Origin of the sequence: Leptospira vanthielii serovar Holland str. Waz Holland = ATCC 700522 (genome assembly GCF_000332455.1) — a bacterium.
In the GTDB taxonomy this organism is placed as follows: domain Bacteria; phylum Spirochaetota; class Leptospiria; order Leptospirales; family Leptospiraceae; genus Leptospira_A; species Leptospira_A vanthielii.
This window is the reverse complement of sequence record NZ_AOGY02000072.1, coordinates 65181-78936: the sequence shown is the minus strand read 5'-3', so window position 1 is coordinate 78936 and position 13756 is coordinate 65181. Positions and strand designations below refer to the sequence as shown.

Annotated in this window: 17 protein-coding genes; 15 read left to right on the top strand and 2 right to left on the bottom strand. The window is 41.4% G+C overall.

What is annotated here, in order from left to right:
* Positions 1-44: 44 nt before the first annotated feature.
* Both LEP1GSC199_RS18120 and LEP1GSC199_RS21055 read left to right on the top strand, forming a co-directional pair.
* Entirely contained in the window at positions 45-941 is an 897-nt protein-coding gene (locus tag LEP1GSC199_RS18120) for an aldose 1-epimerase (protein ID WP_002989478.1), read from the top strand.
* A 57-nt stretch (positions 942-998) separates the two neighbouring features.
* A complete protein-coding gene (locus LEP1GSC199_RS21055; protein ID WP_002973090.1) occupies positions 999-1208 on the top strand; it encodes a hypothetical protein in 210 nt (69 codons plus the stop codon).
* Here the strand turns inward: LEP1GSC199_RS21055 and LEP1GSC199_RS18115 are convergent.
* Positions 1159-2007, bottom strand: a complete 849-nt coding sequence (locus tag LEP1GSC199_RS18115) for a hypothetical protein (RefSeq protein WP_002989644.1) — start codon at positions 2005-2007, stop codon at positions 1159-1161. The two genes, LEP1GSC199_RS21055 and LEP1GSC199_RS18115, sit on opposite strands and share 50 nt — an antisense overlap.
* Before the next feature lie 34 nt (positions 2008-2041).
* On the opposite strand from LEP1GSC199_RS18115, the gene LEP1GSC199_RS18110 reads away from it, so the two are divergent.
* The 5 genes from LEP1GSC199_RS18110 to LEP1GSC199_RS18090 all read left to right on the top strand — a co-directional run bounded on the left by LEP1GSC199_RS18110 (position 2042) and on the right by LEP1GSC199_RS18090 (position 6094).
* Positions 2042-2806, top strand: coding sequence for an LOG family protein (locus LEP1GSC199_RS18110; RefSeq protein ID WP_002989213.1), 765 nt, complete (start codon positions 2042-2044; stop codon positions 2804-2806).
* A gap of 18 nt (positions 2807-2824) precedes the next feature.
* Positions 2825-3115: a 50S ribosomal protein L28 gene (gene rpmB, locus LEP1GSC199_RS18105; protein ID WP_002989629.1), complete on the top strand. Its 291-nt coding sequence runs from the start codon at positions 2825-2827 to the stop codon at positions 3113-3115.
* Positions 3116-3136: 21 nt separating this feature from the next.
* Positions 3137-3778 carry an endonuclease III domain-containing protein gene (locus LEP1GSC199_RS21050; protein ID WP_083901975.1) on the top strand — a complete coding sequence of 214 codons (642 nt, stop codon included), beginning with the start codon at positions 3137-3139 and terminating at the stop codon, positions 3776-3778.
* Positions 3779-4589: 811 nt separating this feature from the next.
* Complete coding sequence (locus LEP1GSC199_RS18095) at positions 4590-5498, top strand: UbiA-like polyprenyltransferase (protein ID WP_039927409.1); 909 nt, start codon at positions 4590-4592, stop codon at positions 5496-5498.
* On the top strand, positions 5498-6094 hold the full coding sequence (locus LEP1GSC199_RS18090; protein ID WP_002989221.1) for a UbiX family flavin prenyltransferase: 597 nt from the start codon (positions 5498-5500) through the stop codon (positions 6092-6094). Before LEP1GSC199_RS18095 ends, LEP1GSC199_RS18090 begins: the two co-directional genes overlap by 1 nt.
* On the opposite strand, the gene LEP1GSC199_RS18085 is transcribed toward LEP1GSC199_RS18090, so the two are convergent.
* Positions 6078-6491 (bottom strand): acyl-CoA thioesterase, encoded by a 414-nt coding sequence (locus tag LEP1GSC199_RS18085; RefSeq protein WP_039927407.1) that lies wholly within the window; start codon positions 6489-6491, stop codon positions 6078-6080. The two genes, LEP1GSC199_RS18090 and LEP1GSC199_RS18085, sit on opposite strands and share 17 nt — an antisense overlap.
* 66 nt (positions 6492-6557) lie before the next feature.
* On the opposite strand from LEP1GSC199_RS18085, the gene pyrB reads away from it, so the two are divergent.
* From pyrB to rpmE, 8 genes are all read left to right on the top strand, one after another.
* Positions 6558-7490 (top strand): aspartate carbamoyltransferase, encoded by a 933-nt coding sequence (pyrB, locus tag LEP1GSC199_RS18080; RefSeq protein ID WP_002989650.1) that lies wholly within the window; start codon positions 6558-6560, stop codon positions 7488-7490.
* Positions 7483-7851 carry a DUF2203 domain-containing protein gene (locus LEP1GSC199_RS18075; RefSeq protein ID WP_002989300.1) on the top strand — a complete coding sequence of 123 codons (369 nt, stop codon included), beginning with the start codon at positions 7483-7485 and terminating at the stop codon, positions 7849-7851. Before pyrB ends, LEP1GSC199_RS18075 begins: the two co-directional genes overlap by 8 nt.
* Positions 7835-9061 carry an LL-diaminopimelate aminotransferase gene (locus LEP1GSC199_RS18070; protein WP_002989657.1) on the top strand — a complete coding sequence of 409 codons (1227 nt, stop codon included), beginning with the start codon at positions 7835-7837 and terminating at the stop codon, positions 9059-9061. The genes LEP1GSC199_RS18075 and LEP1GSC199_RS18070 overlap by 17 nt, the downstream gene beginning before the upstream one ends.
* Before the next feature lie 52 nt (positions 9062-9113).
* The gene (locus LEP1GSC199_RS18065) at positions 9114-10106 is read left to right on the top strand and encodes an adhesin OmpL37 family surface protein (protein WP_002989430.1); all 993 of its coding nucleotides are present in this window, start codon (positions 9114-9116) and stop codon (positions 10104-10106) included.
* Between the two features lies 1 nt (position 10107).
* Positions 10108-10746: a hypothetical protein gene (locus LEP1GSC199_RS18060; protein WP_002989332.1), complete on the top strand. Its 639-nt coding sequence runs from the start codon at positions 10108-10110 to the stop codon at positions 10744-10746.
* A 46-nt stretch (positions 10747-10792) separates the two neighbouring features.
* Positions 10793-11956 carry a helix-turn-helix domain-containing protein gene (locus LEP1GSC199_RS18055; protein ID WP_002989359.1) on the top strand — a complete coding sequence of 388 codons (1164 nt, stop codon included), beginning with the start codon at positions 10793-10795 and terminating at the stop codon, positions 11954-11956.
* Positions 11957-12096: 140 nt separating this feature from the next.
* On the top strand, positions 12097-13500 hold the full coding sequence (rho, locus tag LEP1GSC199_RS18050) for a transcription termination factor Rho (protein WP_002989599.1): 1404 nt from the start codon (positions 12097-12099) through the stop codon (positions 13498-13500).
* 10 nt (positions 13501-13510) lie between these two features.
* Positions 13511-13711, top strand: a complete 201-nt coding sequence (gene rpmE, locus LEP1GSC199_RS18045; protein WP_002989271.1) for a 50S ribosomal protein L31 — start codon at positions 13511-13513, stop codon at positions 13709-13711.
* Positions 13712-13756: the final 45 nt, after the last annotated feature.

Here is a 13756-nt window from a genome sequence, read left to right as displayed (position 1 = left end):
TAAGATGGCAAACTGTGACTTCAATCATTTTTGGGAGATAAATCTTGTACCAACTGAAAACAAAACAGTCTTGTTTTGAAACCCACCCCACCGGTGGTGGCCAATGGCTCGGTTTACATCTCCTTTCGCCAGTGGACGGAAAATCCATATCCGTCGTTTCTGGACACAAGGCCCCAGATCCTTTTTTTGCTTCTGGGTCATTTTTTATGTTCCCCTGGGTGAACCGTCTGGAACCCAATCCTTGGGCCAGAGATCCTTTTTATCCCAGCACCCATTGGCTCACTGATGGGAATGGAATTCCCTTACATGGCCTCTACCATAACCTTCCCAGGCATTTGGTAAAAGAAGAAATCGGTGACAAAGAATCTTACGCTGAATTCGAAATGGAAATCCCTTCTATTTGGAAAGGGACTTTGTTATCCCAAATTCAAGTGAAAGAATGTTACCTTCTTTATCCATCAGAGTTAAAAATTATTTATCGTTTGGCTAATGAATCGGATTCAGAATTTCCTTTTGCACTCGGAATCCATCCTTACTTTCGTTGGAATGAAGATGAATCCATCGATGATCTTTTTTTATTTGGTTCTGGGTTTCATAAAGTGAAGTTAGGGGATTATCTACTTCCTGAAAAGATTCACACAGAAGATGTTGTACTTAGTTCTGAAGAAACACTGATGGGCAAAAATTTAGATGATCTTTACTCGGCCATCCATGGACAAAATTCCTATATTGGGCTTTTTTCTATGAATAAAAAAGAAAAACTCATCATCCAAGGTGGTGAGTTTTATCAAGTATATACTCCACAAGATCGAAGATCTATAGCGATTGAACCTATGACGGGAACAGGGAATTTTTTACACTTCCCTGGTGGTAATCCTAAAACGATAGCACCTAAGACAGAAAAACAGATAGAATTTTCCATTCGTTTGGATCGTTTTTAAAAAATTGTTATCTCTTTAACGAACAGACTGTCTAACATGAGAGAGGTTAGTTCAACAATGTCAGATGCACTAGTGAATACATGCAAACAAATCAGTAAAAATCTATTGGAGATCAAGTATTTCGCTGAAAAGAAAAACACTAGCCGAACCTCTGTTTACCGAGCATTACAAGATAAAAAAATCAATGAGGTTGTCATTGGTAAAAACTCTCGTTTTATCATCTTGGATGATTTGGCGAAGAAGTGGAAACCTGGTAGACAGTCCTAAATTCTAATTCCTTTCCCAAAAGATTTTTTTCTTTCCATAGGAGTGTTTTTGTTAAGTTCGTAAAGTTCCAGATTTCTTCTGGAACTTGGTTCCGTATGTAATTTGCTAGTTTAGATGGAAATCCCCAGTAAGATAACAGGTATTCGTCGCTCTTTTTTTCCAGTAAATATCCGATAAAACTATAATAAACCCCACCTAAACTTTCATCTTTATGTTTGTCTCTGGTTTTGATGTAAAGTTCCGCAAACTTTGGATAGGGCGCTTTAAATTCTTTTTTAGTCAATCGGTAGTGGATGGCTTTTAGATACCCTGTGCGGAAGTAGAGTTTCTTTTCGCCATCAAAAGAAAGAGGAATTGCATTCGAAAAGAAATCCTGTTCTAAATCTAAATCCATTCGTAGCTTAGTGAATCCTAAATCTAGCCAAATTAGGGAAAGGGGAGTGTTCCAAAAACGCTTCCATAGCCCAGAGAGTGAGTTTGGTTTGTTTTCCCGATCTTTTGAAAAAATTTGATTCCGCAATATTTCTGTTAGTTGCTCTGCTTTTTTTCTAGAATACCATTCCGGTAAGATCCAATCACTTAAACTTTGCCAAAACCGCAATTTTAGGATTAAATCTAGGTCCAATCTAGATTTACCCAAAGGCAAAGTTTCTGTTTTCCAATCCATAACCACGGCGGGACGAAAGAAAGGAAACCCCAGCACTTCCCAATCTAAACAAATTTGTTTTAAATCGGTCTCAGTCATTGGGAGATGTTCTAAAGAAATAGAGACGGGGAGTGTTTTTGGGAATTTCCGCATTTTTTATACCATTCGGTCGATCTATGATAACAAGATGAATGATTTAGCCTTTGAGAATCAAAGTTTTTTATGGGGGAATGAAGCCGGCCCCATCCGTATCCTTTCCGAATACCTCCACCCTAAATCCGAATTCCAAACCCATGGAATCACAGACACCATTGTGGTCTTCGGATCTGCAAGAATCCCCTCACCTGAATCACCCAAACAGAATCCAACTTCCCCTCTCGAAACTTTGGGTCATTACTATCAGGAGGCATCTGAGTTTTCACGATTGATTTCCGAGTGGGCTTTTACTTTGAAACAAGAAAATCCTTCTAGAAATTTGAATATTTGCACTGGGGGGGGGCCGGGAATTATGGAAGCCGGAAACCGTGGTGCTAGAGAAGCCGGGTCCAAATCAGTAGCTCTCAATATTGTTCTCCCTCACGAACAACATGTGAATCCCTATGTAGATCCAGAGCTCACTTTCGAGTTTCATTATTTCTTTATGAGAAAACTTTGGTTTATGAAAACTTGTCGGGGGATGGTTGCCTTTCCTGGTGGGTTTGGGACCTTCGATGAACTCTTCGAAACCTTAACCCTTGTCCAGACGGGAAAAAAATCCAAAATTCCCATCCTATTGTATGGGACAGAATTTTGGACCCAAGTGATTAATTTCAAAAAACTAGCCGAGATGCGTCTGATTTCAGAAGAGGACCTGCAGTTGTTTGGATTTGCTGACACACCTGTAGATGCCCTTCGATTCTTTCAGGAAAAGATTCGTTTCGAATTGACCCATTCTGAGGGTACAAAAACATAGCGAAACAAGGTAATAATTATGGCTAGAACATGTGTAGTAACCGGAAAAGGAACAACGGCAGGGAACAACGTAGCCCATTCTCATAAAAAGAATCGCCGTATCTGGAAGGTGAATGTGATCACAAAGAAAATCTTTTTGGAAGACGAGAACCGTTGGGTTCGCGTTAAGATTTCTACACGTGCTTTGCGAACTCTTCGTAAAAAAGGTTTGAAAGTGGCAATTAAAGACCACGGCGGCGATATCACAGCCATCACTCCTAAAAAATACGTTGGCATCACTCCCAAAGCACAACCAACGCCAGCAGCTTAAATTTTTTAGTTTGCTTGTGGATTGAAACGATCCAAAAAAACACCTAAAATCACCGAAGTCTACCGTCTCTTAGCGGCGGAGTTCGGTGAAGTAGAAACCCCCCTTCATTTTTCCAAACCTTATGAATTGGCCATTGCGGTCATTCTCAGTGCACAGTGTACGGACGAACGTGTGAATACAGTCACACCTGAACTTTTTCGTAGTTTTCCCACACTCGAATCTTTTGCTAACGCCCCACTCACCTCAATAGAGAAAAAAATCTTTTCCACCGGGTTTTATAAAAACAAAGCCAAAAGCATCCAAGGTTTTGCGCGTATGGTTTTAAATGAATATGGTGGAACCATTCCTAATACAATGGAGGAGGCCATCAAACTCCCTGGGTTTGGAAGAAAAACCGCGAACGTAGTGCTTGCCGAAATTTATGGAGTGGTAGAAGGTTTTGTAGTGGATACCCATGTGAAACGTCTTACCAAACGATTGGGTTTTACCCAAAAAACGGACCCCGTACAAATTGAACGGGAGATGCTGAAAATCACTCCTAAGGAGATTTGCCGAAACCTATCTCTGTACCTAATATTTCTCGGTCGTAAGAACTGCCAGGCACGCCGGACATTTTGTTCGACTTGTCCTCTTTCTTCCCTATGTCCTTCGTTTTCGGAGTAGGTTTATCCAGTCCTTCCTCTGATTCTGATTCCTTTTTTTGTTTCCAAGATCGATTGCGGTCAGTTAAGTTAATGGATTCTAATTTATAATCCAATCGAATCAGATTTCGTTTTCGAAAGAATAGGTTTAAAGTTCCAAGCCTTCCATAATCTTTAGGACATTCGATTTGGTGGACATTGGACAGGTAACGAAACCGCGCCTGTGCGTTTCCTTCCACAAGAAGGAAAAGGGGAAGCTCCGGGTGGTTTTGCCAAGGAAGGAGGGGAATCTTTGTTTGCTCATCGGCCCCTGCATAAACAATCCAACCATCATAATCCTCAATATTTTTGACATCGATAAGTTCTTGGATGGAGCCTAAACCAAGTTTCACAGGGCCATGGTTCATCTCTTTGGGTTTTCCCAGCGTAAATCCATCAAAAGGAAATTCCAAGGGTTTGTCTTTGGGTTGAAAAGGATACAACATGTACCCTTTTCCCCGTTTTAAATCCAAATCCATTTTTTCTCGTTCCACAAATCCAAGGAGAGCACTGAGGCCCCCACGACCTTCCTCATCCATTCGTGTGAAGAGTTCCTTTCCACAATGGAAAAAAATTCGTAACGGTCGGTCTTCCAAACTGGGGTGGGCACTCACGCTAGAGCTGAGTGTGGTAAGAATAAAAATCCCGAATGTAACGAAGGATACGGGGAATCTACCAAGAAATGAAAGACGGATATTCATAAATTAAGACCTTGGTTCTAAGAACGGAAGAAATCGAATCTGAATGAACCAAAAAACCTTTTCTCTGTCTAAACTATGGGCAGAAAGGATGCCATGAACTTCTTTAAAAACCTAATTCTCTACGCTAAAATGGTAAAATTTTCCCACACACTCTTTGCCTTGCCCTTCGCTGGGATCAGTTTCCTCCTCGCCTATTTGGAATCCACTTTGGATACGGGAGACTTACTTCGGATTGCGGCCCTTGTGCTAGTTTGTATGGTGAGTGCTCGCAGTGCCGCCATGGGGTTCAATCGTTATGTGGATTCAGAAATTGATGAAAAAAACCCACGCACCCAAAACCGAGAAATTCCTTCGGGAAAAATTTCCAAACTCTCAGCCCTTCTTTTTATTGGATTGTCCTCCTTTATTTTTATCTTTGCGAGTTTCTTTGTAAACAAACTGGCATTCCTACTTTCTTTCCCGGCTCTCTTTGTTTTATTTCTCTATTCGCTCACCAAACGTTTTACTCTTTTTTGTCATCTGGTTTTGGGATTTGCCATTTCTCTTGCTCCCCTCGGAGCTTGGATTGCCATCACAGAAACCATCAACTTAGTTCCTATTTTATTTTCTCTGGGACTTCTTTTTCACATTTCCGCCTTCGATGTGTTATATGCCATCCAAGATATGGACTTTGATGTCAAAGAAAATCTGCATAGCATTCCCTCTCGCCTCGGAGAAACCAAATCTCGTGCTGTGGCGGTGGTTTTACATATCCTTTCTTTTGTATTTTTTATCTTTGCCGGAAGCAGTGCAGGTCTTGGGGTGATGTATTTTCTGATTTTATCTGTGATTGGAGTTTTAGTTTTGTATGAACATAAAATTTCTTATCAGTACAAATCCAAAGACTTGCCGATGGTTTTTTACCAAATCAATTCTTGGATCAGTGTAGTTTTGTTCCTCGCGATTCTTTTTGATAAATGGAACGAATTTTTACTCAAAGTCTCTTCCGGAATTAGTTTCTAATGAAACTAGTGGTGGGTCTTGCGGGAGCCAGTGGTAGTATTTATGCCGCAAGATTTCTTCGTGCTTTGTCTGAAGTAGAAGGCGAAACTTATATTACCGCAAGTCCCGCAGCACTTCGCATTTTTTCAGAAGAGTATGAAATCAAAGTGGAGTCCGCAGAAGACATCCTATCTTTTGTGGAAACCAAATGGAAAACCAAACCCAAACATAAATTTCATGTGCGTAATTTTTTTGATATAGGCTCCGATATTGCCAGTGGGTCCAACCGTTGGGATGCAATGGTTGTGGTTCCTTGTAGTATGAAGACTGTGGCTTCGATGTCCCAAGGCCTTACAGAGAACTTAATTGAAAGAGCTGCCGATGTTTCTTTGAAAGAGAGAAGAAGGCTCATTGTAGTTCCGAGAGAGACTCCTTACAACCGCATCCATCTAAAAAATCTTTTGGCATTGGACGAGGCGGGGGCCATCATTCTTCCTGCATCCCCCGGGTTCTACCAAATGCCAAAAACTTTGGACGACCTTGGGGACTTTATTGCGGGAAGGATATTCAATTTAATCGGAATCGATCAAACTCTCTATCCTAAGTGGTTGGGGTAAAGTTCCGAAAGTAAGCGGTCGGTTTTCCATTGTCACCTAAACAAACATAGGTGATATCACTTTCGATCACTGCAGACATTTTTCCCGTTTGCGGGTTGTTGGTAATCGCCAAAGTCCGGGAAGTGACAGAAGATTTTCCGTATTTTACGATTTTTCCGTAGATTTGGATGATGTCTCCGGCCCTGGCAGGCGAGCGAAAAACCACATTGTCCATACTCATCGTCACAATATTGGTATAACGAATTTTATTCATCACGTACATTGCCATCCCTTCATCGATCCAGGAGAGCATTTTCCCCCCAAAAAGATTGTTATGGTAGTTCAAATCGTCAGGTTGGACCAGGTGTTGGGTGACCAGTTCCATATCGCGGAGTTTGTTCTGAATTGTCTCGACCATAAATACCAAAAAATATGTTTTCGATTTATTCGATACCAAAAACCCTAGAGAAAAGATTTCGGACTTATGCACTCTTATTCTCACAAAAACATTTTAGACACCCTCCAATTTTCCAAAGACGACCTCAATTACCTAATTGAAAAAACAAACCGTATGAATGCCCTGCATGAATCAGGTAAAGCCTTTGGAATTCTACATGGGAAACTCCTGGCCTCTTTGTTTTTTGAAGCCAGCACCCGGACGAGAATGAGTTTTGAAGCGGCCATGGAAAGGCTAGGGGGAAGGCTGATCTCTACCGTGGGTTTCCAGTTTTCCTCGATCTCTAAGGGGGAAACCTTGTATGATACGATGAAGATGATCGAAGCCTATTGTGACATTGCTGTCATCCGCCACCCAGTAGAAGGATCCTCACGGATTGCCGCAGGGGCCGTGAACATCCCTGTGATCAACGCAGGAGACGGGGCAGGCCAACACCCCACCCAAGCACTTCTCGATTTATATACCATCGTATCCGAAAAAAGAAAGATCGATGGCCTAAACATCGCCTTTATTGGCGACTTGAAATACGGAAGAACCATCCACTCTCTTATCAATCTACTGCGTCATTACCCAGTGCATTTGTATCTCATCAGTCCCGAAGAATTGCGGCTTCCCGAAAAGTACAAAAAGAACTTAGAAGGTTTTCCTATGACTTGGGAAGAAACGACAGACATCAAAGCCTTCTGGGATGCCGATGTTGCCTATGTCACAAGAATCCAAGAAGAAAGATTTCCTGATCACAGAGAATACGAAAAACTAAAAGATATTTATAAAGTGAATAAGGAACTTGTCCTTGCTTCTAAAAAAGATACAACCATTCTCCATCCACTCCCTCGTGTGAATGAACTCTCTACAGATGTAGATGACCTTCCCAATGCAGCTTACTTCCGTCAGGCGAAGTATGGGGTAGTCGTTAGAATGGCCTTACTATGTCTGAGTCTTGGAGTGGATTTTGACTAAAAAGATTTGGACACTCAGCGAAGCAAGAGAAGTCCTACCACTTGTGCGAGACATCACAAGAGAATACTATTTAAGGGCTAGCGTTCTTGCTGATGATGTGCGCAACAAATTACTACCGGAAAATGTTTTAGAAGCCAAAGAAGAAGAAATCGGTGAAATTGTAAAACATTGGACGAATGAAATTTTGGCCATGCATATCGATGTCAAAGGATTGTGGCTCGTTGATTTTGACCACGGGACTGGGTTCTATTGTTGGACCTGGGGCGAAGAAGATGTGTTATACGAACACGGTTATCATGAAGGATTTAGATCGAGAAAACTCATAGAGGAAAATAAAGAAGAAGATGACTCAGATAAATGAAAACTATTTAAAATTAAAAGCAGGATATTTGTTTCCTGAAATTGGAAGAAGGGTCAAAGCCTATTCCGATGCCAACCAAAATGCTAAAATCATCCGTCTTGGGATTGGAGATGTCACTCTGCCTTTGGCACCTACGATTGTGAATGCTATGGTAGATGCAGCCAAAGAAATGGGAAGTGCTGGGGGTTTTCACGGGTATGGTCCAGAACAAGGATATTCCTTTCTCATCCAAAAAATCATCGCTCACGACTACACAGCGCGTGGGGTCCAAATTGCGGAAGATGAAGTATTTGTTTCTGACGGTTCTAAATGCGACTGTGGAAACATCCAAGAGATCTTTTCTTTAGATAGTAAAATTGCCGTAGTGGATCCCGTATACCCTGTGTATGTGGATACCAATGTGATGGCAGGTCGTACGGGAGAAGTAGGACCTGACGGGCGATATGCGAACATCATTTATATGCCTGCCACAGAAGAAAACAATTTTGAGCCGGATTTTCCAAAAGAAAAACCAGACATCATTTACCTCTGTTATCCGAATAACCCGACCGGGATGGTCGCAACTAAGGCACGTCTGACGGAATGGGTCAACTTTGCTAAAAAAATCGGTAGTATCATTTTATACGATTCGGCTTATGAATCCTTTATCCAAGATCCAGAAATTCCCAAATCCATTTATGAAATTCCTGGGGCCAAAGAAGTGGCTATGGAATTTAGATCCTTTTCCAAAACGGCAGGATTTACCGGAACACGCTGCGCTTATCTTGTGATTCCCAAAGACTTAAAAGGAAAAACAAAAGGGGGAGAAGAGATTAGTTTCAATTCTCTCTGGAACCGCCGCCATACCACCAAGTTCAATGGAGTGTCGTATGTAACACAAAAAGGAGCTGAGGCAGTTTTTTCCACTCAAGGCCAATTAGAGATTAAAGAACAAATTTCCTACTATATGGAGAATGCGAAACTCATCCGAGAAGGATTGGTAAAGGCAGGTTACACTGTATTTGGGGGAATGAACGCTCCTTACATTTGGCTAAAAACTCCAAGAGGTCTCAAATCTTGGGATTTTTTTGACGAACTTTTGGGAACAGCGCAAGTGGTGGGAACCCCTGGTTCGGGATTTGGCCCGGCAGGCGAGGGATATTTTCGACTTTCTGCCTTTGGAAAGCGGGAAGATGTCATTTCTGCCATAGAACGAATCCAAAAAATGTAAAATTTAGTCCTGGTTTTTCCTGTAGCTCCGATATATAAAACAAGGTAGAGCTATGGGAAAATGGAAATTCATCCTCTTTTTTGCAATGGTCGTGGGTCACATCTCACATATCAGCGCAGTATCTCCAGAACAAACGAATCTGGGGATTTTAATCTTTGAAAACAAAGAAAACTTAAATTTTATCAATATTGCTCTGAGCAATTTGGCTCCTTCCCAAGAAGAGGCACAAACGTCAACGCAACCCGGAGCCGAAACTCCGACCCAAGATCCTGCCAAAAAGAATTTGGACTTTGATTATTTTAAACTTCTCAAAGCAGCCAACCAATCTGACTTTAGCGGGAACATGTGGTACTTACAAAGTAACTATGTGTATGGATTTCGCCAACTCCGACAAGCCCAAGGGGAACTGAAAAGTATCTTTGAAATCGTTCTTCAAAAATACATTGAAGATGCAAGAGCACTTCTTGAAGCCGCTGCACCCACCATCATTCGTTCCAATGACAACAACGCCAAAGCATTGTTACGTTTAGGTTTTCGTGACTTACGTTCTTCCGAAGATCTTTACACTACAGGTCTTAATTCCAGCCCACATCAATACCGATATAAACTGACTCTTTATAAAGAAGGGATTCTTAATTTGCGTCGCGCCAAACGTTTTGCTATCCTTGCGATGATTTATAGCAAAACACCAGATGAGGACAAACCAGAATACCAATATCGTTCTAATGAAGATTTGAAAGATGCTCGTAACGAAGAAAAGCAACGTAACTACGAGAAGGTGAGAGATACTCTCATCAACTTCATTGAAAACAAACGAATGGAAAGAACAATTGTCCCTCCAGGAAATCCTGATGCAAAACCTTTGGATCTTTTGGAACAACATGATGACAACTATGGTCTTATCACTTCCAAAAAATTAGATTTGTTAATGGAAGCCAATGCTCAAATCAAAGAGACAGAAGGTGCGAGACGTGAATCAGTTCCTCCCACTCCTAAGTTTGATGAAAATGGAAAAGCCATCTACCCAGAAGAAAAGAAAAAATAATATGAAGTGGATTACCGGTGTTACCATCTTTGTTTTTTCACTCACACTTGTGGCCAAAACCACAATGTCTTACAGAGAACGTAAAAAACAAATCGATGGAAAAATAACACTGGTTCTTGATATCAAAGAACAATTGAAGTTGGAACCAGAAATTGGAAAAACTTCGATTGAAGCCATTCGCACACAAGTAGAGGAAACCTACCGCGCTGGCAACCGACTGGAAATTGAAAAAACTCTTTCCATTGCCGAAGGGGACCTTCTTGTCACTCAGCGTAAACTCTGTTTTCCCATGGAAGAATCAGCAAACGGGCTTTACCAAAAAGCCATGGGACAATGGATTCTTCTCGAAGGAGAAGATAAGTCAGGTGCCAAACCTTTGGAATGGGATACCAAAGAAAAAATCCAAAGGTATCTTGTGATGGCAAAAAGCGAAAAAGACCATGCAAAAGAATACTTTTTGTCCGGGAATTACCAACTTTCGCTCCACACATACAAACGTTCGCTAGTTTACAGTCTTATGTCTTTACGGTCCCAAAAAGTAGAGATACCCGAAGAATACCAAACCGCAGATTCTGTTTGGGTCCAACCGATTTGGATGGGCCTTCATAAACAAAAGCAAAACACGATTCAAGAAAACTAAAAATTTCGATTTTCACTGATACCAAATTCGAAAGAATGACTGCTTAGTGAAGTTCGAATCACTCTATCGTCATTTTCTGCTGACAAGGGCCACCCACCTTCCTGTGATTTCGGAGGAGGGTGAGTTATTAGGCCTACTTTCCAAAGATCGTGTCCACCGCGAGTTGTCCGATTTGGGAAGAGAAAGGGAAGACCTGGACGAAATTCCTTTGGAAATCCTCGAAACAGAACTCCACGAAAACCTGCTTTTATTTTTCAAAGAATCTACCCAGATCCCAGTCATCGGACTTGATGGAGAAAAAAAAGATAATTGGGACAAACCTAGGTTTCTAGCCGCCTTTACTAAATTAGATTCTTCGCATATTCGTGATCCCAAACTAGAAGAAATTGAATCTAAACTGGAAAGAAAAAAAGAAAACGCTGATTCTGTTCAGTGGTTTATGGAGCTTATTCTCTCTCATTTCCCAGATGGACTCATTGCGACAGATGTCACTGGATCTACTGTTTTTTATAACGAAACTTTCGAGAATCAAATCCTCACAAAACCTTTGTTTCGTGATTCGCTTCAATTAGCGGAAAAATACCTTCACAATCTCAACAGAGAAGTTCTAGCCACTTATTTAAAAGACCACGATATGAGTTTGGGTAAGGATGCTGACACTAGTGTTTTGTATACAAACATTACAGAGCTTAGGGTTACACTTCGGATTGTAACTTTGAAAAAGGAAAAAAAAGTATTTGGGTTTTTATACCATTTTTCTCCCTCTTCTTTTACCAATTCATTAGGAAATGGACAGTCTGAATTTCCGAATTTAGACGAAGCGTTTCGTTCCAAACTTCCTTTGGAATCAGTTTTAGAAGAAATGGAAGCGCATTACATCCATAAGTCGCTTAAAAGAAATTCAAACAATATCTCCCATACGGCAACGGAACTTGGGGTCCCGAGAACTACCTTACAAAATAGAATTCGGTTTCTAAAACTCTCGGAACGTTTTCGCAATGAAACCAAAGTGAAAACAGTCATCCCTAGAAAACGCTCGGAAAAACCGGAACCGAAACCCAAAAAAACAACAGAGAAAGCCAAACCGATTCCTTCTTCCAAGGCCAAAACCCTCAAAAAACCGGTAAAATCTTTGAAATCGCAAGGCCCGGCGAAGAAACAGAATAAAAATCAAAGTCCAGCGAGAAAAAAGACAAAAAAAAGACGTTGACGAAAATGAGGGAAAAACGATTTTTTCCTTACCGTTTGAGAAAACACCTCCGCACTTCGCTGTTTCCCTTGCATACTTAACTTGCACAAATGGTTTCCCAAATTTAATCAAATACTCTAACAATCAATGTAGAACAATCTATGGCATCACGCAAACAAGACGAAATTCAAGTTAATCCCCCCGAAGACCAAACCGAATATACAAACGGTATCATGGACCAAGAAGATGGTTCCGAACCACCGAAACAATTTAAGAAGAAAAAGGGCCGATACGAAGGTCCCATTCCTCCTCCACTTGATTTAGTAGAACTAAAGAAAAAAAACATCAATGAACTTGCTGACCTTGCCAAAGGTTTGGGAGTGGAAAACACTCATGGATTAAAAAAACAAAACCTGATGTTTGCTCTTCTTCAAGCACAGACCGAAAAAGACGGTCAAGTGCATGCAGCAGGAGTTATGGAAAGACTTCCCGATGGTTATGGTTTCCTAAGGTCACCTGACTACAATTATGTGCCAGGTCCAGATGATATTTATGTATCTCCTTCTCAAATCAAACTCTTTGGTCTTCGCACTGGTGATACAGTAACAGGACTTATCCGACCACCTAAAGAAGCAGAAAGATTTTTTGCTATGCTTCGTGTGGAGTCCATCAATGGTTTTCCGGTAGAAGTCGCGCAGAAAAGAAACTTATTTGATAACTTAACTCCTCTCTATCCTGATGAAAGAATCAATATGGGGTTTGATCCAAGTCATTTGGACACTCGTATCATTGACCTTATGTGTCCGATTGGAAAGGGACAAAGAGCTCTCATTGTAGCGCCACCTAGAACTGGTAAAACGGTTCTTATGCAATCCATCGCCAATGCAATTACAAGAAACCACCCAGAAATTTTTCTCATTGTTTTACTTATTGATGAACGCCCCGAAGAAGTAACGGACATGGCTCGCCATGTGAAGGGTGAAGTGGTAAGTTCCACTTTTGATGAACCAGCACAACGCCACGTCCAAGTAGCAGAGATGGTCATCGAAAAAGCAAAACGACTGGTGGAACATGGAAAGGATGTGGTCATCTTACTCGATTCCATCACAAGGCTTGCCCGGGCTTACAACCAAGTGGTTCCTACTTCCGGAAAGATCCTTTCTGGGGGTGTGGATTCCAACGCTCTTCACAAACCAAAACGTTTTTTTGGAGCCGCAAGAAACATTGAAGAAGGTGGGTCACTCACTATCATCGCTACGGCCCTCATTGACACAGGTTCCCGAATGGACGAGGTGATTTTTGAGGAATTTAAGGGAACGGGAAATATGGAAATCCATCTAGACCGAAAACTCGCTGACAAACGGATTTTCCCTGCAATTGACATCAATCGCTCGGGAACAAGAAAAGAGGAACTCCTACTTCCGCAGGATACCCTCACTCGAGTCTTTATCCTCCGAAAAGTACTTTCTCCCATGAGTATCACCGAAAGTATGGAACTATTGATTGAAAAAATGCGCGGTGCGAAGACCAACGACCAATTCCTCGCCAGCATGAATACGAACTAAAAGGGCCACCATGAAAACTGACATACATCCAAAATACGTTGCTGCTAAAATCAAATGTGCTTGCGGTACTGTGATCGAAACTAGATCTACTGCCGGGGATATCAGTGTGGAAATTTGTTCCAACTGCCACCCGTTTTTCACTGGAAAATCCAAACTATTGGATACGACAGGCCGCGTAGACAAATTCAAGAAAAAATACAAAATGAAGTAAGAGCACTTGCTCGCGTCTGTCTAATCATAAACAGGGGGAACACTC

Coding starts and splice junctions, on each gene's coding strand:
- LEP1GSC199_RS21055 (WP_002973090.1), top strand. CDS start 999: ATGTCAGATGCACTAGTGAATACATGCAAACAAATCAGTAAAAATCTA.
- LEP1GSC199_RS18115 (WP_002989644.1), bottom strand. CDS start 2,007: ATGCGGAAATTCCCAAAAACACTCCCCGTCTCTATTTCTTTAGAACAT.
- LEP1GSC199_RS18110 (WP_002989213.1), top strand. CDS start 2,042: ATGAATGATTTAGCCTTTGAGAATCAAAGTTTTTTATGGGGGAATGAA.
- rpmB (WP_002989629.1), top strand. CDS start 2,825: ATGGCTAGAACATGTGTAGTAACCGGAAAAGGAACAACGGCAGGGAAC.
- LEP1GSC199_RS18095 (WP_039927409.1), top strand. CDS start 4,590: ATGAACTTCTTTAAAAACCTAATTCTCTACGCTAAAATGGTAAAATTT.
- LEP1GSC199_RS18090 (WP_002989221.1), top strand. CDS start 5,498: ATGAAACTAGTGGTGGGTCTTGCGGGAGCCAGTGGTAGTATTTATGCC.
- LEP1GSC199_RS18085 (WP_039927407.1), bottom strand. CDS start 6,491: ATGGTCGAGACAATTCAGAACAAACTCCGCGATATGGAACTGGTCACC.
- pyrB (WP_002989650.1), top strand. CDS start 6,558: ATGCACTCTTATTCTCACAAAAACATTTTAGACACCCTCCAATTTTCC.
- LEP1GSC199_RS18070 (WP_002989657.1), top strand. CDS start 7,835: ATGACTCAGATAAATGAAAACTATTTAAAATTAAAAGCAGGATATTTG.
- LEP1GSC199_RS18065 (WP_002989430.1), top strand. CDS start 9,114: ATGGGAAAATGGAAATTCATCCTCTTTTTTGCAATGGTCGTGGGTCAC.
- LEP1GSC199_RS18060 (WP_002989332.1), top strand. CDS start 10,108: ATGAAGTGGATTACCGGTGTTACCATCTTTGTTTTTTCACTCACACTT.
- rho (WP_002989599.1), top strand. CDS start 12,097: ATGGCATCACGCAAACAAGACGAAATTCAAGTTAATCCCCCCGAAGAC.
- rpmE (WP_002989271.1), top strand. CDS start 13,511: ATGAAAACTGACATACATCCAAAATACGTTGCTGCTAAAATCAAATGT.